The sequence below is a fragment of the Rathayibacter sp. VKM Ac-2760 genome, assembly GCF_009834185.1.
Taxonomy (GTDB): Bacteria; Actinomycetota; Actinomycetes; order Actinomycetales; family Microbacteriaceae; genus Rathayibacter.
The window spans coordinates 2,581,757-2,606,918 of sequence record NZ_CP047173.1; the positions used below are offsets into that span (position 1 = coordinate 2,581,757).

Below are 25,162 nucleotides of genomic sequence, written 5' to 3' on the forward strand. Positions count from 1 at the left end.
CCTCCCAGACTCGGCGGCCAGGCTGGCCGGACCGACCGCACCATCGAAAGGACCACCCATGCCCGGAGCCCTCGTCCTCGCCGGAGGCGGACTCGCCGGCATCGCCTGGGAGCTCGGCATCGTCCGCGGCCTCAGCGACGCCTCGCCGGCCGCCGCGCGACTCCTGCTCGACCCCTCGACGACGCTGATCGGCACGTCGGCCGGCTCCGCCGTCGCCTCGCAGCTGAGCACCTCCGTCGGACTCGACGAGGCCTACGCCTCGCAGCTGCGCGAGGAGTCCTCCGAGATCGGCGCCGTCGTCGACGTCGAGCGCCTGCAGGCGATGTACGCCGCCGCGATCGAGGGGGCGACCTCGCCCGAGGACGCCCGGCGCCGCATCGGCGTGCTCGCCCTGGAGACCGCGACCCTGTCCGAGGAGTCCCGCCGCGACGTCATCGCCGCGCGGGTCGCCGACGCCGACTGGCCGGAGCAGCGCCTCCTGATCACCGCGATCGACACCGCCACCGGCGCGCTCGAGGTCTTCGACCGCACGAGCGGCGTCGGCCTCGTCGATGCCATCGCCGCGAGCTGCGCGGTGCCCGGCGTCTGGCCGCCGGTCAGCATCGACGGCGTCCGCTACATGGACGGCGGCGTGCGCTCGGGCAGCAACGCCGACCTCGCCGCGGGCGCCGACTGGGTGCTCGTCGTCACGCCGATGTCCGGCATCGGCTCGCCCGGAGTCGGCACGCTGCCCGCCGCCGAGCTCGACGCGCTCTCCGACTCCCGCGTCGAGGTCGTCTACGCGGACGAGGCGTCGATCGCCGCCTTCGGCCCGAACTCGCTCGACCCCGAGGTCCGCCCCGCCGCCGCGCAGGCCGGCCGGGCGCAGGGCGCGCGGATCGCGGCGCGCATCGCCGCGCTCGTCGGCGCGGAGGACTCCGCCGGCGCGTGACGGCCGACCGCGCGGGTCGTCATCGGTGCTTCACGCCGTAGCGGAGGAACACCGTCCCGTCCGCGAAGCACCGCTGCTGCCGGAGCTCGAGCGTGCTGCGGAGCCCGTGCGGGAGGAACGGGGTCCCGCCGCCGACGATGATCGGCGCGACGTACCAGCGGATCTCGTCCACCACTCCGCCGAGGAGCGCCTGCGCCCCCAGGGTCGCGCCGCCGACCGAGACGTCGTGCGGCTTCGAGCGCGCCTCCGCCGCCACGGCCGCCGGATCGAAGGACCGCTCGAGCCGGGTCCGGCGGGTGCGCACCGCGGGCAGGGTTCGCGAGTAGACGACCTTGTCGGCCGCCCGCCACATCTCCTGGAAGTCGTGGATGAAGGCGAACTGCTCGGCGAGCGCGTAGCCCGGGTCCCAGCCGCGCATGGTGTCGTAGATCCGGCGACCGTAGAGGTAGGTGCCCACTCCGGCCTCGGTCTCATTGATGAAGCGGTGCACCTCGGGGCGGGGCGTGGCCCAGCTGAAGTCCCCGGTCTCGTCGACGGTGTAGCCGTCGATCGAGGCCACACCGCTGTAGACGAGCGCGCCCACAATGGCCTCCTCCGCGGCCGGATTCGGGTTCCGTCCACGTGCGCGAGGGTAGGCGTGAGAGCGCTCCAGCACAACGGGCAGCAGCGAGATCGACGCCGATCGGCGCCTGCCCGCTCAGTGCCGGCTGCCGAGCAGCGCGAGGACGTCGGCATGCCGTCCCTCCGCCTCGGCGTCGCGGAGGAAGCGCACGCGGTCGACGAGCACCTCCTCGACGTCCGGATCGGCGGCCAGGATCCGCATCGTCTCGTCCAGGAACTCGTCCAGCGGCTGCGCGCTCGGGTCGTCCTCCTGCCCCATCAGCGTCGTCTGCACCGCCGGCGGGACGAGCTCGACGACCTGCACCGGCGTCGCGGCGAGCTGCACCCGCAGGCTCTGCGTGTACGAGTGCACCGCCGCCTTGGTCGCGCTGTAGGTCGGCGTCAGCGGGAGCGGCACGAACGCCAGTCCCGAGGACACGGTCATCAGCACCCCGTCGGCCTTCGCCGTGATCCAGGGAGTGAAGGCGGTCAGCGTGCGGATCGTGCCGAGCAGGTTCGTCTCGACGATCGCCTCGGCGGTGTCGAGGTGACCGGAGTCGCGGAGGTCCTCGGGCAGCATGATGCCCGCCATCGTGACCACGGCGTTCAGCTCCGGGTGCTCGCGGGTCACCGTCTCCACCGCCGCAGCGATCGACTCCGGATCCGTGACGTCGATCACGACCGAGCCGGAGCCCGGGTGCGCGGCGGTGAACTCGTCCAGCAGCTCCCGCCGCCGGCCGCCGACGATCACGGCGCTGCCCGCCGCGAGGAATCGCTCGGCGAGCCCGCGGCCGATGCCCGAGGTCGCGCCGGTGATCAGGATGGTGCTGCCCGTGGTCTTCATGTCGTCTCCTCCGTCTGCCGGGGCTGTCGTGCCCGGCCGGTCTCCACCGTCTCCCGGCGCCGACCGGTGAGGAAGGGCGGGACGATCCAGGGACCGGCGCTCCCTGGCCGGCCGCGCGCCGTGCGGGCAGGATGAGCGCATGGACCGACCAGCCCTCGCCGAGTTCCTCCGTGGCCGGCGCGAGCGCCTGCAGCCGTCCGACCTCGGCATGCCGGCCGGCGCGCGCCGCCGCACCGCGGGCCTGCGCCGCGAGGAGATCGCGGCGGCCGTCGGCATGTCGGCGGACTACTGGTCGCGGCTCGAGCAGCAGCGCGGTCCGCAGCCGTCCGAGCAGATGCTCACCGCGATCGCGCGGGGGCTCCGCCTCGACCTCGACGAGCGCGACCACCTCTTCCGGCTGGCCGGTCAGGTTCCGCCGCCGCGGCGCCGCCGCGACGAGCACGTCTCCCCGGGCCTGCTCCGCGTCCTCGACCGGCTCGAGGACACTCCCGCCCTCGTCATCACCGAGCTCGGCGAGACCCTCGTGCAGAACCGCCTCGCCCGCGCGCTGTTCGGCGACGGCGCCGAGTGGACCGGGCTCGACCGGAGCGGCATCCACCGCTGGTTCGCGCACCCCGGCGAGGCGCGCCGCAGCTACCCCGAGCGCGAGCACGAGCACCAGGGCCGGATGCAGACGGCGCAGCTCCGCTTCGCCGCCGCGGCCCCCGACGCGGATCCGCTCGCCGCGCGGATCATCGCGTCGCTCCTCGACCGGAGCGCGGAGTTCCGCGGCTACTGGGAGCTGCAGGAGGTGACGGCCCGCTTCGAGGACCGCAAGACCCTGCGGCACCCCGAGGTCGGCGAGATCGACGTCGACTGCCAGGCGCTCTTCACGGAGAACCAGGCCCAGGTGCTGCTGGTGCTCACGCCGCGCACCGACTCCCCCGCCGCCGCCGAGGCGCTGCGACTGCTCGGCGTCGTCGGCGACCAGCGGCTGACCCCGTCCGCCTGAGCCGGGCTTCCGCATAGGGTTGATGCGGCCGCAGCGAGCGGCCGCGAAGGGTTCCTCATGAAGATCAGCCAGCTGCGACACTTCGTGGTCGTCGCCGAGGAGCTCCACTTCGTGCGCGCCGCCGAGAAGCTCGGCATCTCCCGGAAGAAGCTCGACTCCTCGGTCGCCGCCGTCGAGTTCGACCTCGGCCGCCCGCTCTTCGAGCCCGGCGCCGCCGCCACGACCCTCACCGCGGCCGGCCGCCAGCGCCTCGCCTCCGCCCGCGAGGAGCTCGCCGAGCTCGGCGACGAGCCGGAGGAAGCGCCCAAGTCCGGCGGCAAGGCCAAGGCCTCGAAGGGCACCGGCCGCGCCCCCGTCGTCAAGGGCCAGCCCAAGCCCTACAAGCGCCGCCAGTCCCGCTGAGCGAGGAGCGCAGGAGATCGAGTGGGCCCTACCGGGCTCGAACCGATGACATCCACGGTGTAAACGTGGCGCTCTACCAACTGAGCTAAAGGCCCCCGTCGCGGCCGGGCCGCGGACGATCGGATCGATCCTACGACACGGCTCGCAGCGCTACTCTCGGCGCATGGCGGACACGGACGACGGGCGAGCGAGGCGCCGGGCCGAGAGCCGCTGGCCGGCCTCCGCGGCGATCCTCGTGGCCGTCGCGCTCAACCTCGTCGGGCACGACTCCAGCACCTCGGTCGTCCGGATCGCCGCGGCGGTCCTCACTCTCGCGCTGCTGATCCCGCTCTTCGTCGTGAACCCGCGCCGCTTCGACACCGAGACCCGCTGGTCGCGCGGGGTGTCGATCGCCCTCGCGGTCGTCCTCGCTGCGGCGAACCAGGTCAACGTCGTCCGGGTCGTGGTCGACCTCGTCGACGGATCCGCGGACGGCCCGCTGCTGCTGCTCACCGCGCTGCAGGTCTGGGTGACCAACGTCGTCGCCTACGCGCTGATCTTCTGGGAGCTCGATCGCGGTGGCCCTGTCTCGCGCGGCACGCTCGAGCGCTCGCAGCTGCCGCCCGCCGACTTCGCCTTCCCGCAGGACACCTACCGCGACACCGTCAGCGAGGTGGCGGTCGGCTCCTCCGAGAAGGCCGACTGGCGCCCGGGCTTCGTCGACTACCTCTACGTCTCCACGACGAACACGATGGCGTTCAGCCCCACCGACACCATGCCCCTGTCCAGCCGGGTCAAGCTCCTGATGGCCCTCGAGGGCTTCACCGGCTTCGTCCTGCTGGCCCTGGTCATCTCCCGAGCGGTCAACATCCTCAACTGACCCTCGGGACGTTCACGCACGGCAGCAGTCCGCGAGATGCCACTTGTGCACGCGACACGCCGCGAAAGGCGGTCACAAGTGGCATCTCGCGGAGAGCGTCAGGCGTGGGCCGGAGTGAGCGCGTCGATCGCGGCGCGGTAGTCGTCGATCGAGCGGGCCTCGCCGGGGGCCGTGATGAAGGTGTCGCGGATGACGCCCTCCTTGTCGATGAGGAAGGTCGCGCGCGTCGCGTAGCCCTTGCCCTCGAGGAAGACGCCGTACTGCTTCGCGACATCGCCGTGCGGCCAGAAGTCGGAGAGCAGCGTGAAGTCGTAGCCCTGCTTCTCGCCCCAGGCGCGCAGGGTGTGCTTGGAGTCGACCGAGAGGCCGATCAGCTCGACGTCCGCGTGCTCGAACAGGGCGAGGTTCTCGCGCAGTGCGCAGAACTCGCCGGTGCAGGTGCCGGAGAAGGCGAGCGGGAAGAAGACGAGGGCGACGTTGCGCCGCCCGTGGAAGTCGCCGAGCTGGATGCGCTCGCCATACTGGTTCGCGAGTTCGAAGTCGGGAGCCAGCGTGAGCTTCTCGAGAGCCATCGGACGATGTCCTTCCATGCGCACGAATGTCGCGCGAGCACAAGGGGCAATGCTAGACCCGCTCCGGCCGTCGACCAAGGAAGAGCCGAACACCGGTCGGGAACCGGACCGCCGATCGGACCGCCGACCCGGCGGCCGACCAGGCCGCTGGACGCGCTCCCGCTGGAGAAATCCCACAGTGCCCTGTGCGCATCCGTCGTGGATCGCCACACATGCCCGGAATCGCTAGGCTGACACGGGTGCCCGCGCGCCGCTCGTCATCCGAGAATCCTGCGCGCGGATCCGCACCGCTTCATGAGAGTGATGTCTCGGGCACGATCTGCCCCCAGAGAGAGGTCGAGGGTGACTGTTAACGATCAGGACCCGTATTCCGTCGGACACGTCGACTCGGATCCCGAGGAAACGTCGGAGTGGAACGAGTCGCTGGACGCGCTCGTCGAGGAGCGGGGTGCCGGTCGCGGACGCGACGTCATGCTCAGCCTCCTCAAGCGCTCCAAGGAGCTGCACCTCGGCGTTCCGATGGTGCCGACCACGGACTACATCAACACCATCGCGGCCGAGAACGAGCCCGACTTCCCCGGTGACGAGGACGTCGAGCGCCGCTACCGCGCCTGGATCCGCTGGAACGCGGCCATCCTCGTGCACCGCGCGCAGCGCCCCGGCATCGGCGTCGGCGGGCACATCTCGACCTACGCGTCGAGCGCCTCGCTCTACGAGGTCGGCTTCAACCACTTCTTCCGCGGCCAGGACCACCCGGGCGGCGGCGACCAGATCTTCATCCAGGGCCACGCCTCCCCCGGCCCCTACGCGCGCGCCTTCCTCGAGGGCCGCCTGAGCGAGCACCAGCTCGACGGGTTCCGCCAGGAGAAGTCGCACCAGGGCGGCGGGCTCTCCAGCTACCCGCACCCGCGCCTCATGCCGGAGTTCTGGCAGTTCCCGACCGTGTCGATGGGCCTCGGCCCGATCAACGCGATCTACCAGGCGCAGGCGAACAAGTACCTCACCAACCGCGGCATCAAGGACGCCTCCGACCAGCAGGTCTGGGCGTTCCTCGGCGACGGCGAGATGGACGAGGTCGAGTCGCGCGGTCAGCTCCAGGTCGCCGCGAACGACGGCCTCGACAACCTGAACTTCATCGTCAACTGCAACCTGCAGCGCCTCGACGGACCGGTCCGCGGCAACGGCAAGATCGTCCAGGAGCTGGAGTCGTTCTTCCGCGGCGCCGGCTGGAACGTCATCAAGCTCATCTGGGGCCGCGAGTGGGACGACCTGCTCGCCCGCGACACCGAGGGCGCGCTGCTCGACCTGATGAACAAGACGCCGGACGGCGACTTCCAGACCTTCAAGACCGAGGACGGCGCGTACGTCCGCGAGAACTTCTTCGGCCGCGACGAGCGCGCGAAGAAGCTCGTCGAGGACTACAGCGACGAGCAGATCTGGGGCCTGCGCCGCGGTGGTCACGACTACCGCAAGATCTACGCCGCCATGAAGGCCGCGACGGAGCACAAGGGCCAGCCGACCGTCATCCTCGCGCACACCATCAAGGGCTACGGTCTCGGCCGCAGCTTCGAGGGCCGCAACGCGACCCACCAGATGAAGAAGATGACGCTCGACAACCTGAAGGGCTTCCGCGACACCATGCGGATCCCGATCACGGATGCGCAGCTCGAGGAGAACCCCTACCTCCCGCCGTACTACCACCCCGGTCAGGGCGACGAGGCGATCGAGTACATGCAGGAGCGCCGCCGCGCGCTCGGCGGCTACCTGCCCGAGCGCCGGTCGAAGTACACGCAGCTGTCGCTGCCGGACGACTCGGCCTACAAGATCGGCAAGAAGGGCTCCGGGACGCAGGAGATCGCCACCACCATGGCGTTCGTCCGCATCCTCAAGGACATCCTGCGCTCGAAGGACTTCGGCAACCGCGTCGTCCCGATCATCCCCGACGAGGCCCGCACCTTCGGCATGGACGCGTTCTTCCCGAACGCGAAGATCTACAACCCGCGCGGTCAGCACTACACGTCGGTCGACCGCGAGTTGCTCCTGGCCTACAAGGAGAGCCCGCAGGGCCAGATCCTGCACGTCGGCATCAACGAGGCGGGCGCCCTCGCGGCGTTCACCGCGGTCGGTACGTCCTACTCGACGCAGGGCGAGCCGCTCATCCCGGTCTACGTCTTCTACTCGATGTTCGGCTTCCAGCGCACGGCCGACGCGATCTGGGCGGCGGGCGACATGATGGCCCGCGGCTTCATGATCGCGGCGACCGCCGGTCGCACGACGCTGACCGGTGAGGGCCTCCAGCACGCGGACGGCCACTCGCCGATCCTCGCCGCCACCAACCCGGCCGTCGTCAGCTACGACCCGGCGTACAGCTACGAGATCGCGCACATCGTGCAGTCCGGTCTCGAGCGGATGTACGGCGGGAAGCACCCGGAGCCGAACGTCATGTACTACGTGACGGTCTACAACGAGCCGATCGTGCACCCGAAGGAGCCCGAGGACGTGGACGTGGACGGCATCGTCCGCGGCATCCACCGCGTCTCCTGGGGTCAGTGGGACGGCCCGAAGGCCCAGCTGCTCGCGTCCGGCGTCGCCGTGCCGTGGGCGATCGAGGCGCAGAAGCTCCTCGCCGAGGACTGGGGAGTCTCGGCCGACGTCTGGTCGGTCACCTCGTGGAACGAGCTGCGGCGCGACGGCATCCAGGCCGAGCACCACAACTTCCTCTACCCCGAGGACGAGGCGCAGGTCCCCTACGTCACGCAGAAGCTCGCCGACGCGAAGGGCCCCTTCGTCGCCGTCTCGGACTTCTCGCACCAGGTGCCGGACCAGCTGCGCCAGTTCATCCCGGGCGACTTCGCGACGCTCGGAGCGGACGACTTCGGCTTCTCGGACACCCGCGCGGCCGCGCGCCGCCACTTCAAGATCGACGGTCCGTCGGTCGTGGTGCGCACGCTGCAGCTGCTCGCCAAGCGCGGCGAGGTCGACCCCTCGCTCGCCGCCCAGGCGATCCAGAAGTACAGCCTCCACGACGTGAACGCCGGCACCACCGGCAACGCGGGCGGCGAGAGCTGACGGACGGCTCGGTGCTCTCCTCCGACGACGCTCGGTCGGCGCAGGGAACAGCCCCTTCCGCGGAGCGTCCGGCCACCCGGCCGGGCGCTCCGCGCACGAAGGAGCAGACTCTCGCCTGGCTCCGGACCCTCTCGGGCGAGCTGTCCACGCAGACCATCCAGAAGCTCGAGGACACGCTGCCCTGGTACGGCAGCATGCCCCCGGGCCGCCGCTCCGCCGTGGGCATGGTCGCGCAGGCCGGCATCACCTCGTTCATCTCCTGGTTCGACGACCCCTCGGCGACGCCGTGGATCGCCGCCGACGTGTTCGGAGCCGCTCCTCGCGAGCTGCTCCGCTCCGTCTCGCTCACCCAGACCCTCCAGCTGATCAAGGTCACCGTCGAGGTGGTGGAGGAGCGGATCGCGAACCGCGGCGAGGATCTGCGCGAGGCGATCCTGCTCTACTCGCGCGAGATCGCCTTCGCCGCTGCCGACGTCTACGCCCGGGCCGCCGAGGCCCGCGGACTGTGGGACGCACGGCTCGAGGCCCTCGTCGTCGACTCGATCCTCACCGGCGAGGCCGACGACGAGCTGCCGAGCCGCATCGCGGCTCTCGGCTGGCACGGGCACGGCGAGGTCGCGGTGCTCGTGGGCACCGCGCCGAAGATGCTCGACGTCGACCAGCTCCGCCGCACCGCCCGGCACATGAGCGCCGACGTGCTGATCGGCGTGCAGGGCAGCCGGCTCGTGCTGGTGATCGGCCGCGCAGAACCGAGCGAGAACGCGACGGAGGAGAGCGGACCGCCGGTCGCCTTCCTCGAGATCGCGAACGCGCTCGAGCCGGGCTTCGGCACCGGCCACCTGGTCCTCGGCCACGAGGTGCCGACGCTCGTCGAGGCCTCGCGCAGCGCCCGCGCCGCCCTGGCCGGCTTCGCGGTCGCCCGCTCCTGGCGCAACGCCCCGCGGCCGGTCAGCGCCGACGACCTGCTGCCCGAGCGCGCCCTCGCCGGCGACCCGCTCGCCCGGCAGAGCCTGATCACCCAGATCTACAAGCCGCTGCAGAAGCACTCGACCGAGCTGCTCACCACGCTGTGGGCCTACCTCGACAACGGCCGCTCGCTCGAGGCGACGGCCCGCGAGCTCTTCGTGCATCCCAACACCGTCCGCTACCGCCTGAAGCGGGTGGCGGAGGTGATCGGCTGGGACGCGACGGGTGCCCGCGAGGCGCTCATCCTCCAGTCGGCGCTCATCCTCGGCTCGATGAGCGACCCGGACGGGGCGGTCCGCCGCCGTCCGACCCGCAAGTGAGCCGTCGCCTCCTCGCACCCCGTTGTAGAACCGCCACAAGCTCCTTGTGGTTTGTCAGTACCTCAGAGCGCCGCACGAACCGGCGCGGATCGGAAGACTGAAAGCGTGATCGTCGTCGTCGCCCCGGGTCAGGGCTCCCAGACCCCCGGATTCCTCGAGCCCTGGCTCGCCGTCCCCTCGGTGGCCGAGCAGGTCGCCGCGCACTCGGAGGCGGTCGGCATCGACCTCGCCGCGCACGGCACCGTCTCGGACGCGGACACGATTCGCGACACCGCGGTCGCCCAGCCGCTGATCGTCTCCGCCGGACTCGTCAGCCTGGCCTCTCTGCTGGAGGGCGGCCGCCGCGAGCGCATCGCGGGCATCGCCGGCCACTCCGTCGGCGAGATCACGGCCGCGGCCGGCGCCGGAGTGCTCTCCGAGCCCGACGCCCTCGTCTTCGTCCGCGAGCGGGCCCGCGCGATGGCGGCCGCGGCCGCCGCGACGCCGACCGCGATGAGCGCCGTCCTCGGCGGCGACGAGGAGGCGCTGCTCGCCCGCCTCGACGAGCTCGGCCTCGAGCCGGCCAACTACAACGGCGGCGGCCAGATCGTCGTCGCCGGCGCCGTCGACGCCCTCCAGGCGCTGAAGGACGAGCCCGTCCGCGGCACCCGCGTCGTCCCGCTCCAGGTCGCCGGAGCGTTCCACACCCGCTACATGGCGCCGGCCCGCGACGCGCTCGCCGACGTGGCCGCCTCGATCACCCCGGCCGACCCGACGCTGCGCCTCTGGACGAACCGCGACGGCTCGGTCGTCGACTCCGGCGCCCGCTTCCTCGAGCTGCTCGTCGGCCAGGTCGCCTCCCCGGTCCGCTGGGACCTCTGCATGGCGGCCTTCGCCGAGGCGGGCGTCACCGGACTGATCGAGCTGGCCCCCGCGGGTGCCCTCGTCGGTCTCGCCAAGCGCGGCCTCAAGGGCCTGCCGACCCTCGCGATCAAGACCCCCGACGACCTCGACGCCGCCCGCGCCTTCATCGACGAGCACGCCGCCTAGCAGGAGAGACCCATGACGACCCCTTCCCTCACCCAGTCCAGCGGCAGCCAGTACACCCGCATCCTCGGCATCGGCGCGGCGCGCGGCGATCTCGTCGTGCCGAACGACGACCTCGTCGGCCCGATCAACTCCTCCGACGAGTGGATCCGCCAGCGCACCGGCATCATCGAGCGCCGCCGCGCGTCCGCCGACGTCCAGGCCGTCGACCTCGCCACCACCGCGGCACTCGAGGCGATCGAGAAGGCCGGCATCCGCGCCGACCAGATCGGCCTCGTGCTGGTGTCGACCATCAGCAACACGGTGCAGACCCCGTCACTCGCGGCGCTGCTCGCCGAGCGGATCGGCGCCAACCCCGCCCCCGCCTACGACATCTCCGCCGCGTGCGCCGGCTACACCTACGGCATCGCTCAGGCCGACTCGTTCGTCCGCTCCGGCCTCGCCGAGTACGTCCTCGTCGTGGGCGCCGAGAAGCTGTCCGACATCGTGAAGTCGACCGACCGCAGCATCTCCTTCCTCCTCGCCGACGGCGCGGGCGCGGCGATCGTCGGCCCGAGCGACACCGCCGGCATCTCGAAGACCGTCTGGGGCTCCGACGGCTCCAAGTGGGACACCGTCGGCATGGACAACCCGCTCGCCGCCTACCGCGACGGCGTCGCCGAGTGGCCGACCCTGCGCCAGGACGGCCCGTCCGTCTTCCGCTGGGCGGTCTGGGAGATGGCCAAGGTCGCCAAGCAGGCCCTCGCCGAGGCGGGCGTCCAGCCCGAGGACCTCGCCGCCTTCATCCCGCACCAGGCGAACATGCGCATCATCGACGAGCTCGCGAAGCAGCTCAAGCTGCCCGAGTCCGTCGCCATCGGCCGCGACATCGAGACGACCGGCAACACGTCGGCCGCCTCCATCCCGCTAGCGACCCACCGCCTGCTCGAGGAGCACCCCGAGCTCAGCGGCGGACTCGCCCTCCAGATCGGATTCGGCGCCGGACTCGTCTTCGGCGCGCAGGTCGTGGTGCTCCCGTAGGGGGCGCAGGGCCACCCCTAAACTGACCTACGGTCACACGACGAACACCTGATCTCGACCACCACCGATCTCGACGACACCCCGATCTCGAAGACTCGCTGATCGAACACCCCTCAAGGAGAGAACCATGGCACTGTCCAACGAAGAAGTCCTCGCCGGCCTGGCCGAGCTGGTCAACGACGAGACCGGCATCGCGACCGATTCCGTCGAGATGGACAAGTCGTTCACCGACGACCTCGACATCGACTCCATCTCGATGATGACGATCGTCGTCAACGCCGAGGAGAAGTTCGACGTGAAGATCCCGGACGACGAGGTCAAGAACCTCAAGACGGTCGGCGACGCGGTCACCTTCATCGTCAAGGCCTCCGAGTAGCCTCCCCCCGCACCCCGGCCTCGTGGCGCACCCCGGAACCGGCTGACCGCCCGGCCGGGGTGCGCCCGGCACCCACCCGTCACGGAACAGAGATCGTCGTCATGAGTCCCAAGAAAATCGTCGTCACCGGCATCGGAGCCAGCACGCCCCTGGGCGGCACCGCTCGCGACTCCTGGAACGCCCTTCTCGCGGGAGAGTCCGGCGTCAGCACCATCCAGGCCGACTGGGTGACCGAGCTCGAGCTCCCCGTCACCTTCGCCGCCCAGGCGAAGGTGCGCCCGGAGGAGGTCCTCCCCCGCCCCGAGGCCAAGCGCCTCGACCCCTCCAGCCAGTTCGCCCTCATCTCCGCCCGCGAGGCCTGGGCCGACTCGGGCATCACGGACGTCGACCCGCTGCGCGTCGGCGTCGACTACTCCACCGGCATCGGCGGGCTCTGGACCCTGATCGACGCCTGGGACACCCTCCGCGAGCGCGGCCCCCGCCGCGTTCTGCCGATGACCATCCCGATGCTCATGCCCAACGCCGCCGCGGCCGCGATCAGCATGGCCATCCCCTCCCGGGCCTACGCCCGCACCGACGTCTCGGCCTGCGCCTCCAGCACCGAGGCGATCGCGAACGCCTACGAGCACCTCCAGCGCGGCCTCGCCGACGTCGTCATCGCCGGTGGCACCGAATCGGTCGTCCACCCGCTCCCCCTCGCCGCCTTCGCCTCGATGCAGGCGCTCTCCCGCCGCAACGACGACCCGGCCACCGCGTCCCGCCCCTACGACGTCTCCCGCGACGGCTTCGTGCTCGGCGAAGGCGCCGCCACCCTCGTCCTCGAGACCGAGGAGCACGCCCTCGCCCGCGGCGCGCGCATCTACGCCGAGCTCGCCGGCGGCGCCGTCACGAGCGACTCGTACCACATCACCGCGCCCGACCCCGAGGGCTCCGCCGCCGCCCGCGCCATGATCGAGGCCCTCGAGCAGGCCGGCGCCGCCCGCACCGACGTCACCCACGTCAACGCGCACGCCACCAGCACCCCCGTCGGCGACATCGCGGAGTACCGCGCCCTCGCCCGCGTCTTCGGCGACCACCTCCCGAACATCGCCGTCTCCGCCACCAAGGCCGCCACCGGCCACCTCCTCGGCGGTACCGGCGCCCTCGAGGCGATCTTCACCGTCCTCGCCCTGCACGAGCGCACCGCCCCGCCGACCATCAACCTCACCGAGCAGGACCCGCAGATCGCCCTCGACGTCGTCACCACGCCGCGCGCTCTCGGCGCGGGGCCGCTCGTCGCCCTCTCCAACTCGTTCGGGTTCGGGGGGCACAATGCTGTTGCCGCGTTCCGGTCGGTGTAACGGGGCGTAGCCCCGTCACTCCGAGCGGAACGCGGGCTGCGCCGCGCATCGCGCGGCGCAGGCGCGTCCGCTCCCTACCGGGTTGCGGATCGCAGGGCCGGTGCGGTGCGGCGACGGCGATCCGCTGGAACGCGGATCGCCGGATACGCCTCGTGCCGCGAGGGTCCGTCGTAGGCTCCGCGCTCGCGGCCCGGCTTCGAGCGGGTGACGCGTCGCCTTCGGCTCGCTGAGTGAGGTGGGGGGCCACGGGGTTCGTGGCTCGTGCGCCGCCGGGGTACCTTTTGCTGGTCGAGTAGCCGCGGAGCGGCGTATCGAGACCCACGCTGCTGGACGCGGGGCGCCCCCATCCCCGCCCGGGCCCCCGAGGCGCGCCGCGCGGCTCGCGCGAGAAGGTACTGAGACGGCGTCGACCCGGCGCGTGGAAAGCCCGACGACCTTCGGCTCGCGATTCCACCTCGGGCTCGCCGAATCGCGCCGGTTCCGCGAGCCGAAGCTCACTTCGCGAGCCGAAGCAGTCGAGACGCACCTTCGGCTCGTGATTCGATCTCCGGCTCGCTAGATCGTGGACATCCGGCGAGCCGAAGCCGATTTCACGAGCCGAAGCGAATCGGACGTCTCGCCCGCTCGTCGTTCCGCGTCGGGCTCGCCCGATCACGGACGGTCGGCGAGTCCCCACGCGGCACGAGGCGCATCCGGCGATTCGCGTCCCAGCGAATCGCCGTCGCCGCACGCACCCCGCTCCACGAGACGCCCCCACCCCGAGAAGCCGACCGCGCTGCGCCGCGCAGGGAGCGGCGCAGCAGACGGTTCAGCCGACGCTGTGCATCCAGACGACCGGCGCGAAGTCGCTCGCCGCGCGGAAGGGCTCGAGCTCGTCGTCCCAGGCCTGGCCGAGGGCGAGGCGGAGTTCGCGGTGCAGCTCGATGGGATCGGCGCCGGCGGTCTCCATGGCGGCGCGGATGCGGTCCTCGGGGATGACGGTGCTGCCGGCGCTGTCGGTCTGGGCGTAGAAGATGCCGAGCTCGGGGGTGTGCATCCAGCGACCGCCGTCGACGCCGCGCGACGGGTCCTCGGTGACCTCGTAGCGGACGTCGGCCCAGCCGCGGAGCGCGGAGGCGATCTGCGCGCCCGTGCCGACCGGACCCTCCCAGGCGAACTCGGCGCGCTGGGCGCCGCGCTGCACGGGCTGCTCGATCCAGGTGAAGTTCACGGCACGGCCGAGAGCGCGTCCTGTCCCCCACTCGAGGTGAGGGCAGAGCGCGCGGGGGGCGGAGTGCACGAAAAGCACACCCCGGGTCTGTTGCGTCACCACGCTGTCCTCCGTCCGTCCTGGTGCGTCTTCCCCAACGACCTGGACCACGAAACGACGAGCAGTGCCTTGTTAGAACGGTGGACGAGCCACCGCTCCAGATTATGCAGGAGCGACCGCGCGCCGACAAGACGGCTCGCCGGGCCTGCCGCAGGGGTGTGCGGATCCCCTGCCTATACTCGGGATCGTCCGCCCGGGGCCGCGGCGCCGCACGGACCCGGCCCGCGATCCGCTCGAGAGGAGCCCCGTGTCGGTCCGCGACGGTCTGCTCGCTCTCCTCACCCTCGGTCCCGCGTACGGGCTCCAGCTGCACGCCGAGCTGCTCGACCGGGCGGCGCACCGCCGCCGGGTGAACGTGGGGCAGATCTACTCCACACTCGATCGGCTGCGCGAGCGCGGTCTCGTCTCCGGCGCCGGGGCGACGGAGGACGGGCTCCCCCTGCACGCACTCACCGACGAGGGCCGAGCCGAGGCGCTCGCCTGGCTGAGTGGGGACGGCGCCTCACCCGACGAGGACTGGGACGACGTCCTCGACCGCATCCTCCTCGCCTCGAGCCTCTCCGCCGCCGACCTCGACGCGGTGCTCGAGGCCTACGCGACGACCCTGCCCGGTGAGCAGGAGGTGCCGGGTGAGCAGGAAGTGGTCGACGAGCACCCGCAGCGCCGCCTCGCCGCGCGCGCGGTCCTCGTCCGCGACGACGCTCTGCGCCGGCTCCTCGACGCCGCGCGCGACGAGCTCTCGGGGGGTGACGACGGCACGACCGTGCGCGGCTTCGCGCTCGGGCGACCGCGCCGGGGCCGGCGGGCCGCGGCGAAGGACGATCCGTCGGCGGAGGAGCCGGTCGGCGCCAGGATCCACCGGGACGAGACAGGCGCGGGCGCCGTCGCCTAGGGTGGCCGTATGACCCGTTCGCCCCTCGGCCTCCGCGTGTCCAGCTCCGCGCGCCGACGCCTCGTCGCGGCGGGTGCGGGCACGGTCCTCGTCCTGTGCGCGGCCCTCGCCGCTCCGCTGTCCGCCTCCGCCTACGACCCCGCCGACTACCCGTCCTGGTCGGACGTCGAGGCTGCGAAGTCGAGCGAGAGCGCCACCTCCGCCGAGGTCGACCGGATCACCGCGATCCTCGCCGATCTGCGCGACCAGGCCGCCGCCCTCACCGACGCGGCCATCGCCCGCGCCTCCGAGGCGGACGCCGCTCAGAGCGCGCTCGACGAGGCGACGCAGCGCGTCACCGCCCTGGAGGAGCGTGCGGCCGCCGCCCGGGCCGACGCCGACGCCGCGAAGGAGCAGGCCGGCCGCCTCGCCGCCCAGCTCTACCGCAACGGCGGCACGGACGCGACGCTCAACCTCCTCGTCGGCGGCGAGCAGTCCGATCAGCTGCTCTACCGTCTCGGCACCATGAGTCAGCTGACGCTGCAGACCAGCCGCCTCCAGAGCGACGCCGAGACGACCGAGAACGCCGCGGCCGCCCTCGCCGGCCAGGCCGAGCAGGCGCGCACCGAGCGGCTCTCGCTCGTCAGCGCCGCGAAGGACGCGCTCGCGACCGCCCAGGCCGCGCAGTCCGAGGCCGACGCGAAGGTCGCCGACCAGGAGCAGTACAGCGCCCAGCTCTACGAGCAGCTCGCCTCGCTGAAGAACACCACGGCGGCGCTCGAGCAGGAGTTCGCCACCGGTCAGGAGGCGAAGGCCGCGTTCGAGGAGCAGGAGCGCCAGTCGCGCCTGGCCGCCGAGGCCGAGGCTCGTCGCCAGCAGGCGGCGAAGTCGCCCTCCGCACCCGCACCGGCTGCTCCCGTGAGCAGCGGCGGATCCGGTGGCAGCGGCCCGGTCGAGCTCGGTGACGACGACCAGTCCGGCAAGAACAGCACCGCGAAGACCATCGCCGCGCTCGGCACCTACGCCGGCCGCACCGACGGCATGTCGCCCGCGCAGGCGCAGAACTACGCCCGCTCGGTCGTCGGGAACTACGGCTGGGGCCAGGACCAGGTCGACAGCTGCCTCATCCCGCTGTGGAACGGCGAATCGGGCTGGCGCTGGAACGCGCTGAACCGCTCCTCCGGCGCCTACGGCATCCCGCAGGCCCTGCCCGCCAGCAAGATGGCGACCTCGGGCGCCGACTACCAGACCAATGCGGCGACGCAGGTCGACTGGGGGCTGTCTTACATCAAGAGCGTCTACGGCTCGCCCTGCACGGCCTGGTCGAAGTGGAACTCGCGCTCGCCGCACTGGTACTGAGTCCCGACCGCCGACCCGGATGAGCGCTCACTTCGCCTCGTCGTAGGCGTCGGCGATCGCGACGGTGACCGGGAAGTCGACGTCCTGATCGCCGAAGAGCGCCCGGCCGGCGCGGACGGCGGCCTCGCGGACGATCGCGGCGACCCGCTCGGCCTCCCCCGCGGGCGCGTGCACGATCACCTCGTCGTGCAGGAAGTAGACGAGGTGCGCGGTCCCGCTGCCCTCGGTGCGCAGCCGCGCGCGCAGCTCGCCCATCCAGCACAGCGCCCACTCCGCGGCCGTGCCCTGCACGACGAAGTTGCGGGTGAAGCGCCCCCAGTCGCGAGCGCGCTGGCCCGTCGCCTCCGCATCGCCGGGCGGTGAGCTGCGGCCGAGCCAGGTGGAGACCGGCTCGCCGCGCTCACCGGCGCGGGCCGCCGCCTCGACGTGCGCGACCGAGCGCGGGTAGGCGCGCGCGAGCCTCGGCATCAGGCGCCCCGCCTCGCCGCTGGTCGCCCCGTACATCGCGCCGAGCATCGCGACCTTCGCGCGCGGCCGGTCGGGCACGACGCCCGCATCGACGATGCCCTGGTAGAGGTCCTTGCCGCGACCGGCCGCGGCCATCACGGTGTCGCCCGCCAGCGCGGCGAGGATCCGCGGCTCCAGCTGAGCGGCGTCGGCGACCACGAGCTTCCAGCCGGCGTCGGCGGTGACCGCGGCGCGGATCTGCCGCGGCAGCTGCAGCGCACCGCCGCCCGACGTCGCCCAGCGGCCGGTGACGACCCCGCCGACGACGTACTCGGGGCGGAAGCGCCCCTCGTGCACCCAGGCGTCGAGCCAGGCCCAGCCGTTGGCGGTGAGCAGCCGCGAGAGCTTCTTGTACTCCAGCAGCGGCGCGATCACGGGGTGCTCGATCGACTGCAGCTCCCAGGAGCGCGTCGACTCCACGGCCAGCCCCGCGCGGCGGAGCGCGCGGACGAGATCAGCCGGCGAGTCGGGGTTCAGCTCGGGAGCGCCCAGCTCGCGGCGGACCGCCTCGGCCAGCGCCTCGAGCCGGGCGGGCCGACCGCCGAACTGCGGCCGCGGGCCGAGCAGCTCGGTGAGGACGCGGTCGTGCACGTCCGCCCGCCAGGGCAGCCCGGCCGCCGCGATCTCGCGCGCGATCAGCGCGCCGACGGACTCCGCCGCGAGCAGCAGCCGCAGGCGCCCACCCTCGGCGGCCGAGGCCTGCGCTTCCTCCTGCCGCGCCAGCTCGACCAGCGGGTCCAGCTCGTCCGTCTCGGCGGGCGCCTCCTCGAAGCCGAGGAGCGTGTCACCGGCGGCCGGTGCGGCCGCTCCGCCGTCCCAGGCGTCGGGAGCCGCCAGGGCGAGCGGCGAGCGCGCCGTCTGCTCCGAGCGCCGGAGGATCGCCCGGGCGAGGCGGAGATCGTGGCAACGCGCGACGTGCACGCCCTCGGCCAGGAGCACCGGGTACCAGCGGGCGGTGTCGTCCCAGACCCAGCGCGGCCGGGCCGCCTCGTGCTCGCGGACGAAGGCGGCCAGCTCGGCCGGACCGCGCCCGCCGCCGACCTGGGCGCTCGAGCCGTCCGCGGCGACGGCCCGCCATTCCCCCGTAGGGCCACCGGTGAGCGCGAAGAGCATCCGGCCATTCTCCTCCGCGGCGCCGCGAGCTCGGACGACGGGCTCAGCCGCCGGACTCACGGGGCGGACGTCGCGGCCGGCTTCGTCGCAGGATAGCCGGGGAACGGCTTCTCCTGCGCAGTCAGCGGCTGGTGCGCCCAGAGCGCCGCGGCGATCGTCTCCATCGACCGCGAGTAGCCCACCAGCGTCCGACGGCTCGGCTCCGCCGCCCACGTGACGGCCCGGTACCAGCTCTCGCGGTAGGGACCCATCTCGATCCGGCGGATCAGCCCGATCCGCCCCGTCCGCATCGCGTCCACCATCACCCACTCGTCGGGCCCGCTGCTGCGCAGCATCTGGAGGGGACTCCACTCGATCATCTCGCCTCCTGCCCGGTCGGTCCGCGGCCGTGGCGAGCACGGTCACCGCGGCGTACACTCGCAGACTATCGAACACATGTTCGAACGGCCAGTCGGCATCGGCGGGTCGAGCGGAGCAGGCGGGAGCACCCACGATGGCGGTGATCGACGAGACGGCGCTGGTCGCGACCGACGCGGACGGCGTGCCCGTCGCGCTCGAATGGCGGGGCGGCCGCTACCGCGTGAGCGACCGGCCGACGGTGTGGACGTGCACGAGCGAGTGGTGGGCGCCGCTCGCGGGCTTCCCGCCGACCTTCGGCGACGTGCCGGTCAGCATCGGCGGCTGGCGCTTCCAGGCGACGGATCTCGAGACGGGCGGAGCCTTCGTGCTCGACGTCGTCGCCTCGACCGATCCGTGCTGGAGCGTCGTGCGGTGCTACGAGTGAGGAGCGGCGCCGGCGGTCACTCGCCGACGGTCACTTGCCGTCGGACCAGGGCGCCTTCGTCATGGCGATCAGAGCGGCGGCTCCGGAGACGAGGCCGACACCGGCGATGGCGGCTACGACGAGCCAGAGCACGAGTTCCATAGGCCCAGTCTACCGAGCCCGTCCAGTCCCCGTTCCATCGCCCGGCTCTGCAATAGCGTGGTCCGAATGACCGACTCCCCCACGCGCGCGAGCGTCGGACTGCGCTCGGAGCGCGGCCCGATCCTCCTAGCGCTGATGATCTCGACCGCCCTGGTCGCCCTCGACGCGACGATCCTCTCGACAGCGGTGCCCTCGATCGTGGCGGACCTCGGCGGCTTCGAGCAGTTCCCGTGGCTGTTCTCGGTCTACCTGCTCGCACAGGCGGTCTCCGTCCCCCTCTACGGCAAGCTGTCCGACGTGGTCGGCCGCAAGCCCATCATGCTGATCGGGATCGGACTCTTCCTCCTCGGCTCGCTGCTCTGCGGCCTGGCCTGGAGCATGCCGGCGCTGATCGCCTTCCGCGCCCTCCAGGGCCTGGGCGCCGGAGCGATCCAGCCGATGGGCATCACCATCGCCGGCGACATCTACACGGTCGCCGAGCGCGCGAAGACGCAGGGCTACCTCGCGAGCGTCTGGGGCATCTCCTCGGTCGTCGGCCCCACCCTCGGCGGCGTCCTGTCCGACCTCGGTGCCTGGCGCTGGATCTTCCTGGTCAACATCCCGCTCTGCCTGCTCGCGGCGTTCCTCCTGGTCCGGAGCTTCCGCGAGACCACGCGCGGCGAGCGCACCCCGCTCGACCTCGCCGGCGCCTCGGTCCTCGCGGTCGGCACGGCGCTGCTCATCCTCGGCCTGCTCGAGGGCGGCAACGCCTGGCCGTGGCTGTCGCCGGCGGGAGTCGGCGTGTTCGTGGTCGCCGCGCTCGCCTTCGCCGGCTTCGTGGCCATCGAGCGTCGGGCGGTGGCGCCGGTGCTGCCGCTCTGGGTGCTCACCCGGCGGGTCCTGGTCTCGACCAGCCTCGTCTCGGTCACCGTCGGCGCGATCACGCTCGGCGTCACGTCCTACTTCCCGACCTTCGCGCAGGGCGTGCTCGGCAGCTCCGCGCTCGGAGCCGGCTTCGCGGTCGCCGCGATGACGCTCGGCTGGCCGGTCGCGGCGAGCCTCTCCGGGCGGCTGTACCTGCGGATCGGCTTCCGGCGCACCGCCTTCATCGGAGCCTCGCTGGTGACGGTCGGCACCGGGCTGACCATCCTCCTCGGCGCCTCGTCGAGCCTCTGGGAGATCGCGGGCTTCTGCGTGCTGATCGGCGCGGGGATGGGCCTGGTCGCGACGCCGACCCTCATCCGCGCGCAGGCGAGCGTGGAGTGGAACGAGCGCGGCGTGGTCTCGTCGACGAACTTCTTCGCCCGCAACATCGGCAGCGCCGTGGCGGTCGCGGTCTTCGGCGCGATCGTCAACGCGCAGGCGGGCGGCGGCGACCCCACGCCCGAGGGCCTCGCGGCCGGCACCCGCTTCGTCTGCATCGCGCTGACGGTGCTCGCGGTCGGGATGCTCTTCGCGGTCCGAGCGATGCCGAAGGACGCGCCGCGACCGGCCGACGCTCCCGCGACGTCCCCGGCGGAGTCCTAGCGCAGACCGCGGCGAGCGGCCGCGACGGTCCGCAGCCGCTCCAGGTGCCGGCGCCGGGTGCGGTGGATCCAGCGCTGCACGGGGTCGCCGAGTCCGGGGTGCCGCCGGAGAGTGTGCAGGGCCCGGTCGAGGCGCCGCACCATGTCGGCGGGGGCGCCGAACGGTCGCGCCGAGATGCCGACCTCGAGGTGGCGGTCGTAGACGATGCGGTGGCGCAGCCCCAGGTGCACGCTGATCTCGACGTCGTCGTGCACGTACGGGTCGTCGCGATGCATCTCCTCGGCGATCTCCGCCCACGCGGAGCGGCGGACGGCGCAGTTCGAGCCGAAGAGCGGCCAGTTCGCAAGGGCTGATCCCATCAGCACGAAGTACGCGTCCATATAGACGATCCGCGCGAGCACCTGCGCGACCGGCCCGAGCTCGACGAAGCGGCCGGGACCGGTGACGGCGCCCACCGCAGGGTCGGCGAAGTGCGCCGCGATCCGGGCGAGCCAGTGCCGGTCGGGCTGCGAGTCCGCGTCCAGGCGCGCGAGCACGTCGCCGTGCGCCTCGTCGAAGCCGTGGGCGGTGCTGGCGGGGATGCCGCTGCCGCCGTGCACGATCACCCTCGCCCCCGCCGCGCGGGCGATGTCCGCGCTGTCGTCGGTGCTGCCGTCGTCGACGACGACGATCTCGAAGGGGGTGAGGGTCTGCTCGGCGAGGAGGGCGAGCAGCCGCTCGAGATGCCGGGCGTCGTCCTTGACGGGGACGACGACCGAGAGGCGTCGGGAGTCCATCAGGACAGTCAACGCGATGCGGGCCCGCCCCCGCACGTCCGCCACGCCCGACGACAGGTCGATCGGCGTGTCGCCAGGGTCGGCGCCCGCCCGCGGAGGATCGTCCCGGGGAGTCCCGCGCGGCCGACAATCGCGCCCGCACGACCGGTATTCTCGAAGAGGCGTTCCGGCGGGCGGAGCGCTCTGGCCGAGGGTGCAGGTGGCGCGCGTGTGGTTCCGCCGTCGACCCAGGTTCAAGATGCAGCCGTACGACCCGGACGAGAACCCGTCGCGCGAGCCCGTGTCGGTCGAGGAGGCCACCGAGGAAGGTCTGCTGCTCGCGCAGTACGCGAGCCGCATGGCCGTGAAGAACCGCGTGCTGATGGACGGACTGGCCGAGGGCGTCCCCTTCGACGTGGGCCACTACTCCGTCATCGCCGCTGCGGAGCTGGAGAAGCTCGCCGGCGAGTCGGAGGCCGCCGCCGAGCGCCTGCGCGCCATCGCCGCGGACGCGACCCTGGTCGGCGGCCGCTCCGACCACGTGCACGACTACCGCTCCGCGGACATCGACAACCTCGACCACCGCGAGCGGCTCTCGCTCGCCGTGGCCGATTCGCTCCGCCACCGCGCGCGGGACGAGCAGTACCTCGCCGCGCTCGTCGACGATGCGCGGCAGGACGCGTGGCGCGAGCTCTCGCAGTCGATCGAGGAGACGCTCGACCGGGCGCCGCGGATCGACGCGGACGACGAGGAGTACCGCCGCGACCGCTCGGTGCGGATGGCGCTCGTCGTCGTCGACGACCTGGCGCAGCTCGCCGCGGAGCGCGGGGTCGTCCTCGAGGAGTGAGGACGGGGGCGTCCGGCCGGAAGGCCGTCCGCCCGGAGGGTCAGGCCCAGCCGGCCCGGAACGACTCGGTCGCCTCGGCCGAGCGCTCGCGCACGGCCTCGAGCAGCTCCGTCATCGACGAGCTGCGGAGGAACGCGAGCCGGTCGAGCTCCGTGACGGGCGCGACGCCGGCGAGCTGCCACGCGTGCGCCGTCGGATCCTCGGCCAGCTCCACGACCGCGCCGTAGCGCTGCTCGACGAACTCGCTCGCGACCGCCAGCGCCGTGCGGACGGCGGACTCGGCCGATCGCAGCAGCTCCTCGTGCTCCGGGGCCCATTCGAGCGGCGGCAGGGTGCGCACCTCAGCCTTCGGATACGGGTCGTCGTCGTACCAGCGGACGACCTCGAAGCGCTCCTCCCCCACCGAGTCGATGGTGACGAACGACTCCGCGCCGTCGATGTTGAGGATCTTCGCCACGGCACCGACCGGGAAGCGCTGATCGCCGCCGCCGACCTCCTGTCCGCGCTCGATCAGGACGACGCCGAAGGAGAGCGATTCGTCCTCGAGCACGTCGCCGAGCATCCGCAGATACCGCGGCTCGAACAGCCGGAGCGGGAGCGGCATGTGCGGCAGCAGCACGGAGCCGAGCGGAAACATCGGGAGGTCAGGCACGAGAACAGCGAACCACGTCGTGCGGAGAGCGGCCACTACGGGCTTCCGGACCGCGGACGTGCTAGCGCCCGACGGCGTCGATATCGGAGGAACACCGTCCGTTAACCAGAAGGGAGGAAGATCCGCCCGTGACCGCTGAAGTGAACCTCGACCAGATCGTCTCCGAAGTGTCCGCGCGCCTGCGCACCCGCTTCCCCGACCGCCCCGCCGACGAGGTGGAGGCGGCCGTCCAGAAGGAGCTCGACTCCCTCGCGGACCGCCCCGTCCAGGACTACCTCTCGGTCCTCACCGAGCGCGCCGCGAAGTCACGCCTGAAGAAGTCCCGCCCGGACGCCTGACGCGCCGCCACTCCTCCACTCCGCAGAAGTCGTCGTACTCGCCGCCCGAGTACGACGACTTCCGCGCACGCGCGGCGGGGTCCGACGGCGAGGTCGCGTCGAGCACGCAGGAGTTGTCGTACTCGGAGTGCGAGTACGACGACTTTCGCGGTCTCGAGGCACGGATCGGCGGCGCGACGAAGAGGGGACGGAAGTAGGGCGTACGGGACTTGAACCCGTGACCGACGGATTATGAGTCCGCTGCTCTGACCGGCTGAGCTAACGCCCCGCGGCGCCCGAGGGAGCGGGGCGGACCGTCAGGAGGCGGCTCGGCCTGCCGGAGCGGACGCTGCGTCGGCGGCCGGATCGGCCACCGGCTCCCCACGATACAGGCTCTCGAAAGTGCTGATCGTGCGGTTGATGTCGTGGGCGGCGACGATGCGGAGCGAGGCGCGCTTGAGCGACTCGAGGCGCTCCGGGTCGGCCGAGAGCACGTCGGTCAGGCGGTCGGCCAGGGCCTGGGCGTTGCCGGGCTCGAAGAGGTGGCCGTTCTCGCCGTCGTGGACGAGGTGCGGGAGCGCCATCGCGTCGGCGGCGACCACGGGGAGGGCCGACGCCATCGCCTCCATGGTCGCGATGCTCTGCAGCTCGGCGATGGAGGGCATCGCGAAGACGGTGGCGCGGGTGTACGCCTCCTTCAGCTCGGCGTCGGAGACGTAGCCGGTGAAGTGGACGCGGTCGGCGATGCCGAGGGTCGACGCGAGCTGCTGCAGGTTGCGCATCTGGTCGCCGCCGCCGACGATCTCGAGCTGCGCGTCGAGGGAGGCGTCGAGCAGCGAGACGGCGCGGAGCAGGACGTCGATGTGCTTCTCGCCGGTGACGCGACCCACGAAGAGGATGCGGTTGGCGGTGCGCGGCGTGAAGTCCGGCGTGTAGTTGTCGGCGTCGATGCCGCAGGAGATGGCGTGCACGCCCTGCAGGCCGGTGTACTTCTCGAGGAACTGGGCCGCCTTGCGGGTCGGCGTGGTGACCGCCTCGGCACGGCCGAAGGTGCGGCGGGCGGCCCGCCAGGCCATCGCCACGGCCTTCGCCTGGGCGGCCTTGGGCAGCAGCGTGAACTCGAGCATGTTCTCGGGCATGAAGTGGTTCGTGCCGATGATGCGGATGCCGCGCTTGGCCGCCTCCTGGCCGAGACCGCGGCCGACGATGACGTGGGACTGGAAGTGCACGACGTCGGGCTTCACCTCGTCGAGGATCCGCGCGCTGTTCTGCCGGATGCGGAACGGCAGCGCGAAGCGCAGCCAGTCGTGCGGGTACCAGCGGAGGCTGAAGAGGCGGTGGACGATGATCCGCTGGCCCTCGTGGCTCTCGACCCGGGTGCCGCTCCAGCCGTCGGCCGACGGGGCGACGACGTGGACCTCGTGGCCGCGCGCCTGCAGGCCGGCGGCGAGGCGCTCGGCGAACTTGGCGGCTCCGTTGACGTCGGGCGCGAAGGTGTCGCAGCCGATCACGACGGTCAGCGGGCGGCGGGCGGCGTCCGCCGGGGCGGACTCACCGGTCGACGACTCGGGTCGTGACGCGTCGCGGGGATCTGACACGGAGTGGGTCCTAACGGTGTCGTGTCGCTCGGAGGAGAGGAGCGATCGGCGTGGGTCGGGCGGGTGCGCGGCGTCTCGAAGCGGTCC

The 25,162-nt window shown here is 72.4% G+C and carries 25 protein-coding genes and 2 tRNA genes; 16 read left to right on the forward strand and 11 right to left on the reverse strand.

All coding sequences use genetic code 11. The features are described from left to right. Positions 1–58: 58 nt before the first annotated feature. On the forward strand, positions 59–931 hold the full coding sequence (locus GSU72_RS11710; protein ID WP_159985164.1) for a patatin-like phospholipase family protein: 873 nt from the start codon (positions 59–61) through the stop codon (positions 929–931). Positions 932–950: 19 nt separating this feature from the next. Here GSU72_RS11710 and GSU72_RS11715 read toward each other — a convergent pair whose 3' ends face one another. Beyond that, a complete protein-coding gene (locus tag GSU72_RS11715) occupies positions 951–1,514 on the reverse strand; it encodes a dihydrofolate reductase family protein (RefSeq protein ID WP_159985165.1) in 564 nt (187 codons plus the stop codon). Positions 1,515–1,628: 114 nt separating this feature from the next. Next, complete coding sequence (locus GSU72_RS11720) at positions 1,629–2,375, reverse strand: SDR family NAD(P)-dependent oxidoreductase (RefSeq protein WP_159985166.1); 747 nt, start codon at positions 2,373–2,375, stop codon at positions 1,629–1,631. Between the two features lie 139 nt (positions 2,376–2,514). Between GSU72_RS11720 and GSU72_RS11725 the strand changes: the two genes are divergently transcribed. Beyond that, positions 2,515–3,366, forward strand: coding sequence for a helix-turn-helix transcriptional regulator (locus tag GSU72_RS11725; RefSeq protein ID WP_159985167.1), 852 nt, complete (start codon positions 2,515–2,517; stop codon positions 3,364–3,366). Between the two features lie 57 nt (positions 3,367–3,423). After that, positions 3,424–3,768, forward strand: coding sequence for a LysR family transcriptional regulator (locus tag GSU72_RS11730; protein ID WP_159985168.1), 345 nt, complete (start codon positions 3,424–3,426; stop codon positions 3,766–3,768). 22 nt (positions 3,769–3,790) lie between these two features. Here GSU72_RS11730 and GSU72_RS11735 read toward each other — a convergent pair. Next, positions 3,791–3,863 (reverse strand) — tRNA-Val (locus tag GSU72_RS11735). A gap of 68 nt (positions 3,864–3,931) precedes the next feature. Here GSU72_RS11735 and GSU72_RS11740 point away from each other — a divergent pair. Continuing rightward, positions 3,932–4,627 carry a hypothetical protein gene (locus GSU72_RS11740; RefSeq protein ID WP_159985169.1) on the forward strand — a complete coding sequence of 232 codons (696 nt, stop codon included), beginning with the start codon at positions 3,932–3,934 and terminating at the stop codon, positions 4,625–4,627. Between the two features lie 98 nt (positions 4,628–4,725). Here the strand turns inward: GSU72_RS11740 and GSU72_RS11745 are convergent, their stop codons facing one another. Next, a complete protein-coding gene (locus GSU72_RS11745) occupies positions 4,726–5,199 on the reverse strand; it encodes a peroxiredoxin (protein ID WP_159985170.1) in 474 nt (157 codons plus the stop codon). Positions 5,200–5,541: 342 nt separating this feature from the next. Here GSU72_RS11745 and aceE point away from each other — a divergent pair, with 342 nt between their 5' ends. The 6 genes from aceE to GSU72_RS11775 all read left to right on the forward strand — a co-directional run bounded on the left by aceE (position 5,542) and on the right by GSU72_RS11775 (position 13,316). Further along, complete coding sequence (gene aceE / locus GSU72_RS11750; protein WP_159985171.1) at positions 5,542–8,268, forward strand: pyruvate dehydrogenase (acetyl-transferring), homodimeric type; 2,727 nt, start codon at positions 5,542–5,544, stop codon at positions 8,266–8,268. A 140-nt stretch (positions 8,269–8,408) separates the two neighbouring features. Further along, positions 8,409–9,554: a helix-turn-helix domain-containing protein gene (locus tag GSU72_RS11755; protein ID WP_244256119.1), complete on the forward strand. Its 1,146-nt coding sequence runs from the start codon at positions 8,409–8,411 to the stop codon at positions 9,552–9,554. A 105-nt stretch (positions 9,555–9,659) separates the two neighbouring features. Further along, positions 9,660–10,583 carry an ACP S-malonyltransferase gene (locus GSU72_RS11760; RefSeq protein WP_159985173.1) on the forward strand — a complete coding sequence of 308 codons (924 nt, stop codon included), beginning with the start codon at positions 9,660–9,662 and terminating at the stop codon, positions 10,581–10,583. Between the two features lie 12 nt (positions 10,584–10,595). Next, positions 10,596–11,600: a beta-ketoacyl-ACP synthase III gene (locus GSU72_RS11765; RefSeq protein WP_159985174.1), complete on the forward strand. Its 1,005-nt coding sequence runs from the start codon at positions 10,596–10,598 to the stop codon at positions 11,598–11,600. Between the two features lie 127 nt (positions 11,601–11,727). Then, positions 11,728–11,976, forward strand: coding sequence for an acyl carrier protein (locus GSU72_RS11770; protein WP_159985175.1), 249 nt, complete (start codon positions 11,728–11,730; stop codon positions 11,974–11,976). Between the two features lie 101 nt (positions 11,977–12,077). Continuing rightward, positions 12,078–13,316: a beta-ketoacyl-[acyl-carrier-protein] synthase family protein gene (locus GSU72_RS11775; RefSeq protein ID WP_159985176.1), complete on the forward strand. Its 1,239-nt coding sequence runs from the start codon at positions 12,078–12,080 to the stop codon at positions 13,314–13,316. 808 nt (positions 13,317–14,124) lie between these two features. Here the strand turns inward: GSU72_RS11775 and GSU72_RS11780 are convergent. After that, positions 14,125–14,604, reverse strand: coding sequence for a DUF3145 domain-containing protein (locus GSU72_RS11780; RefSeq protein WP_159986793.1), 480 nt, complete (start codon positions 14,602–14,604; stop codon positions 14,125–14,127). 268 nt (positions 14,605–14,872) lie between these two features. Here GSU72_RS11780 and GSU72_RS11785 point away from each other — a divergent pair, with 268 nt between their 5' ends. Together GSU72_RS11785 and GSU72_RS11790 are read left to right on the forward strand one after the other, a co-directional pair. Next, a complete protein-coding gene (locus GSU72_RS11785) occupies positions 14,873–15,517 on the forward strand; it encodes a PadR family transcriptional regulator (protein ID WP_159985177.1) in 645 nt (214 codons plus the stop codon). A 9-nt stretch (positions 15,518–15,526) separates the two neighbouring features. Next, on the forward strand, positions 15,527–16,855 hold the full coding sequence (locus GSU72_RS11790) for a hypothetical protein (RefSeq protein WP_159985178.1): 1,329 nt from the start codon (positions 15,527–15,529) through the stop codon (positions 16,853–16,855). A 27-nt stretch (positions 16,856–16,882) separates the two neighbouring features. Here the strand turns inward: GSU72_RS11790 and GSU72_RS11795 are convergent, their stop codons facing one another. Both GSU72_RS11795 and GSU72_RS11800 read right to left on the reverse strand, forming a co-directional pair. Continuing rightward, positions 16,883–18,475: a bifunctional 3'-5' exonuclease/DNA polymerase gene (locus tag GSU72_RS11795; RefSeq protein WP_159985179.1), complete on the reverse strand. Its 1,593-nt coding sequence runs from the start codon at positions 18,473–18,475 to the stop codon at positions 16,883–16,885. Positions 18,476–18,531: 56 nt separating this feature from the next. Then, a complete protein-coding gene (locus GSU72_RS11800) occupies positions 18,532–18,834 on the reverse strand; it encodes a hypothetical protein (RefSeq protein WP_159985180.1) in 303 nt (100 codons plus the stop codon). Between the two features lie 134 nt (positions 18,835–18,968). Between GSU72_RS11800 and GSU72_RS11805 the strand changes: the two genes are divergently transcribed. Both GSU72_RS11805 and GSU72_RS11810 read left to right on the forward strand, forming a co-directional pair. Beyond that, the gene (locus GSU72_RS11805) at positions 18,969–19,259 is read left to right on the forward strand and encodes a hypothetical protein (protein ID WP_159985181.1); all 291 of its coding nucleotides are present in this window, start codon (positions 18,969–18,971) and stop codon (positions 19,257–19,259) included. 207 nt (positions 19,260–19,466) lie between these two features. Then, positions 19,467–20,906 carry an MDR family MFS transporter gene (locus tag GSU72_RS11810; RefSeq protein WP_159985182.1) on the forward strand — a complete coding sequence of 480 codons (1,440 nt, stop codon included), beginning with the start codon at positions 19,467–19,469 and terminating at the stop codon, positions 20,904–20,906. Here the strand turns inward: GSU72_RS11810 and GSU72_RS11815 are convergent. Continuing rightward, the gene (locus tag GSU72_RS11815; RefSeq protein ID WP_159985183.1) at positions 20,903–21,682 is read right to left on the reverse strand and encodes a glycosyltransferase; all 780 of its coding nucleotides are present in this window, start codon (positions 21,680–21,682) and stop codon (positions 20,903–20,905) included. The genes GSU72_RS11810 and GSU72_RS11815 overlap by 4 nt on opposite strands. Positions 21,683–21,920: 238 nt before the next feature. On the opposite strand from GSU72_RS11815, the gene GSU72_RS11820 reads away from it, so the two are divergent. Then, positions 21,921–22,508: a hypothetical protein gene (locus tag GSU72_RS11820; protein ID WP_159985184.1), complete on the forward strand. Its 588-nt coding sequence runs from the start codon at positions 21,921–21,923 to the stop codon at positions 22,506–22,508. A gap of 40 nt (positions 22,509–22,548) precedes the next feature. On the opposite strand, the gene GSU72_RS11825 is transcribed toward GSU72_RS11820, so the two are convergent. Then, complete coding sequence (locus GSU72_RS11825; RefSeq protein ID WP_159986794.1) at positions 22,549–23,145, reverse strand: LON peptidase substrate-binding domain-containing protein; 597 nt, start codon at positions 23,143–23,145, stop codon at positions 22,549–22,551. Between the two features lie 143 nt (positions 23,146–23,288). Here GSU72_RS11825 and GSU72_RS11830 point away from each other — a divergent pair, with 143 nt between their 5' ends. Further along, the gene (locus GSU72_RS11830) at positions 23,289–23,498 is read left to right on the forward strand and encodes a hypothetical protein (protein WP_159985186.1); all 210 of its coding nucleotides are present in this window, start codon (positions 23,289–23,291) and stop codon (positions 23,496–23,498) included. A 194-nt stretch (positions 23,499–23,692) separates the two neighbouring features. Here the strand turns inward: GSU72_RS11830 and GSU72_RS11835 are convergent. Next, a tRNA-Ile gene (locus GSU72_RS11835) sits at positions 23,693–23,766 on the reverse strand. Between the two features lie 28 nt (positions 23,767–23,794). Then, positions 23,795–24,985, reverse strand: a complete 1,191-nt coding sequence (locus tag GSU72_RS11840; protein WP_159986795.1) for a glycosyltransferase — start codon at positions 24,983–24,985, stop codon at positions 23,795–23,797. Positions 24,986–25,162: the final 177 nt, after the last annotated feature.

Bases quoted from the DNA above. Each gene is read 5' to 3' on its own strand.
- GSU72_RS11815 (WP_159985183.1), bottom strand. From the start codon at position 21,682: ATGGACTCCCGACGCCTCTCGGTCGTCGTCCCCGTCAAGGACGACGCC.
- GSU72_RS11765 (WP_159985174.1), top strand. From the start codon at position 10,596: ATGACGACCCCTTCCCTCACCCAGTCCAGCGGCAGCCAGTACACCCGC.
- GSU72_RS11790 (WP_159985178.1), top strand. From the start codon at position 15,527: ATGACCCGTTCGCCCCTCGGCCTCCGCGTGTCCAGCTCCGCGCGCCGA.
- GSU72_RS11725 (WP_159985167.1), top strand. From the start codon at position 2,515: ATGGACCGACCAGCCCTCGCCGAGTTCCTCCGTGGCCGGCGCGAGCGC.
- GSU72_RS11770 (WP_159985175.1), top strand. From the start codon at position 11,728: ATGGCACTGTCCAACGAAGAAGTCCTCGCCGGCCTGGCCGAGCTGGTC.
- GSU72_RS11800 (WP_159985180.1), bottom strand. From the start codon at position 18,834: ATGATCGAGTGGAGTCCCCTCCAGATGCTGCGCAGCAGCGGGCCCGAC.
- GSU72_RS11795 (WP_159985179.1), bottom strand. From the start codon at position 18,475: ATGCTCTTCGCGCTCACCGGTGGCCCTACGGGGGAATGGCGGGCCGTC.
- GSU72_RS11720 (WP_159985166.1), bottom strand. From the start codon at position 2,375: ATGAAGACCACGGGCAGCACCATCCTGATCACCGGCGCGACCTCGGGC.
- GSU72_RS11810 (WP_159985182.1), top strand. From the start codon at position 19,467: ATGACCGACTCCCCCACGCGCGCGAGCGTCGGACTGCGCTCGGAGCGC.
- GSU72_RS11745 (WP_159985170.1), bottom strand. From the start codon at position 5,199: ATGGCTCTCGAGAAGCTCACGCTGGCTCCCGACTTCGAACTCGCGAAC.
- GSU72_RS11730 (WP_159985168.1), top strand. From the start codon at position 3,424: ATGAAGATCAGCCAGCTGCGACACTTCGTGGTCGTCGCCGAGGAGCTC.
- GSU72_RS11775 (WP_159985176.1), top strand. From the start codon at position 12,078: ATGAGTCCCAAGAAAATCGTCGTCACCGGCATCGGAGCCAGCACGCCC.
- GSU72_RS11825 (WP_159986794.1), bottom strand. From the start codon at position 23,145: ATGTTTCCGCTCGGCTCCGTGCTGCTGCCGCACATGCCGCTCCCGCTC.
- GSU72_RS11820 (WP_159985184.1), top strand. From the start codon at position 21,921: ATGCAGCCGTACGACCCGGACGAGAACCCGTCGCGCGAGCCCGTGTCG.
- GSU72_RS11710 (WP_159985164.1), top strand. From the start codon at position 59: ATGCCCGGAGCCCTCGTCCTCGCCGGAGGCGGACTCGCCGGCATCGCC.
- GSU72_RS11805 (WP_159985181.1), top strand. From the start codon at position 18,969: ATGGCGGTGATCGACGAGACGGCGCTGGTCGCGACCGACGCGGACGGC.
- GSU72_RS11740 (WP_159985169.1), top strand. From the start codon at position 3,932: ATGGCGGACACGGACGACGGGCGAGCGAGGCGCCGGGCCGAGAGCCGC.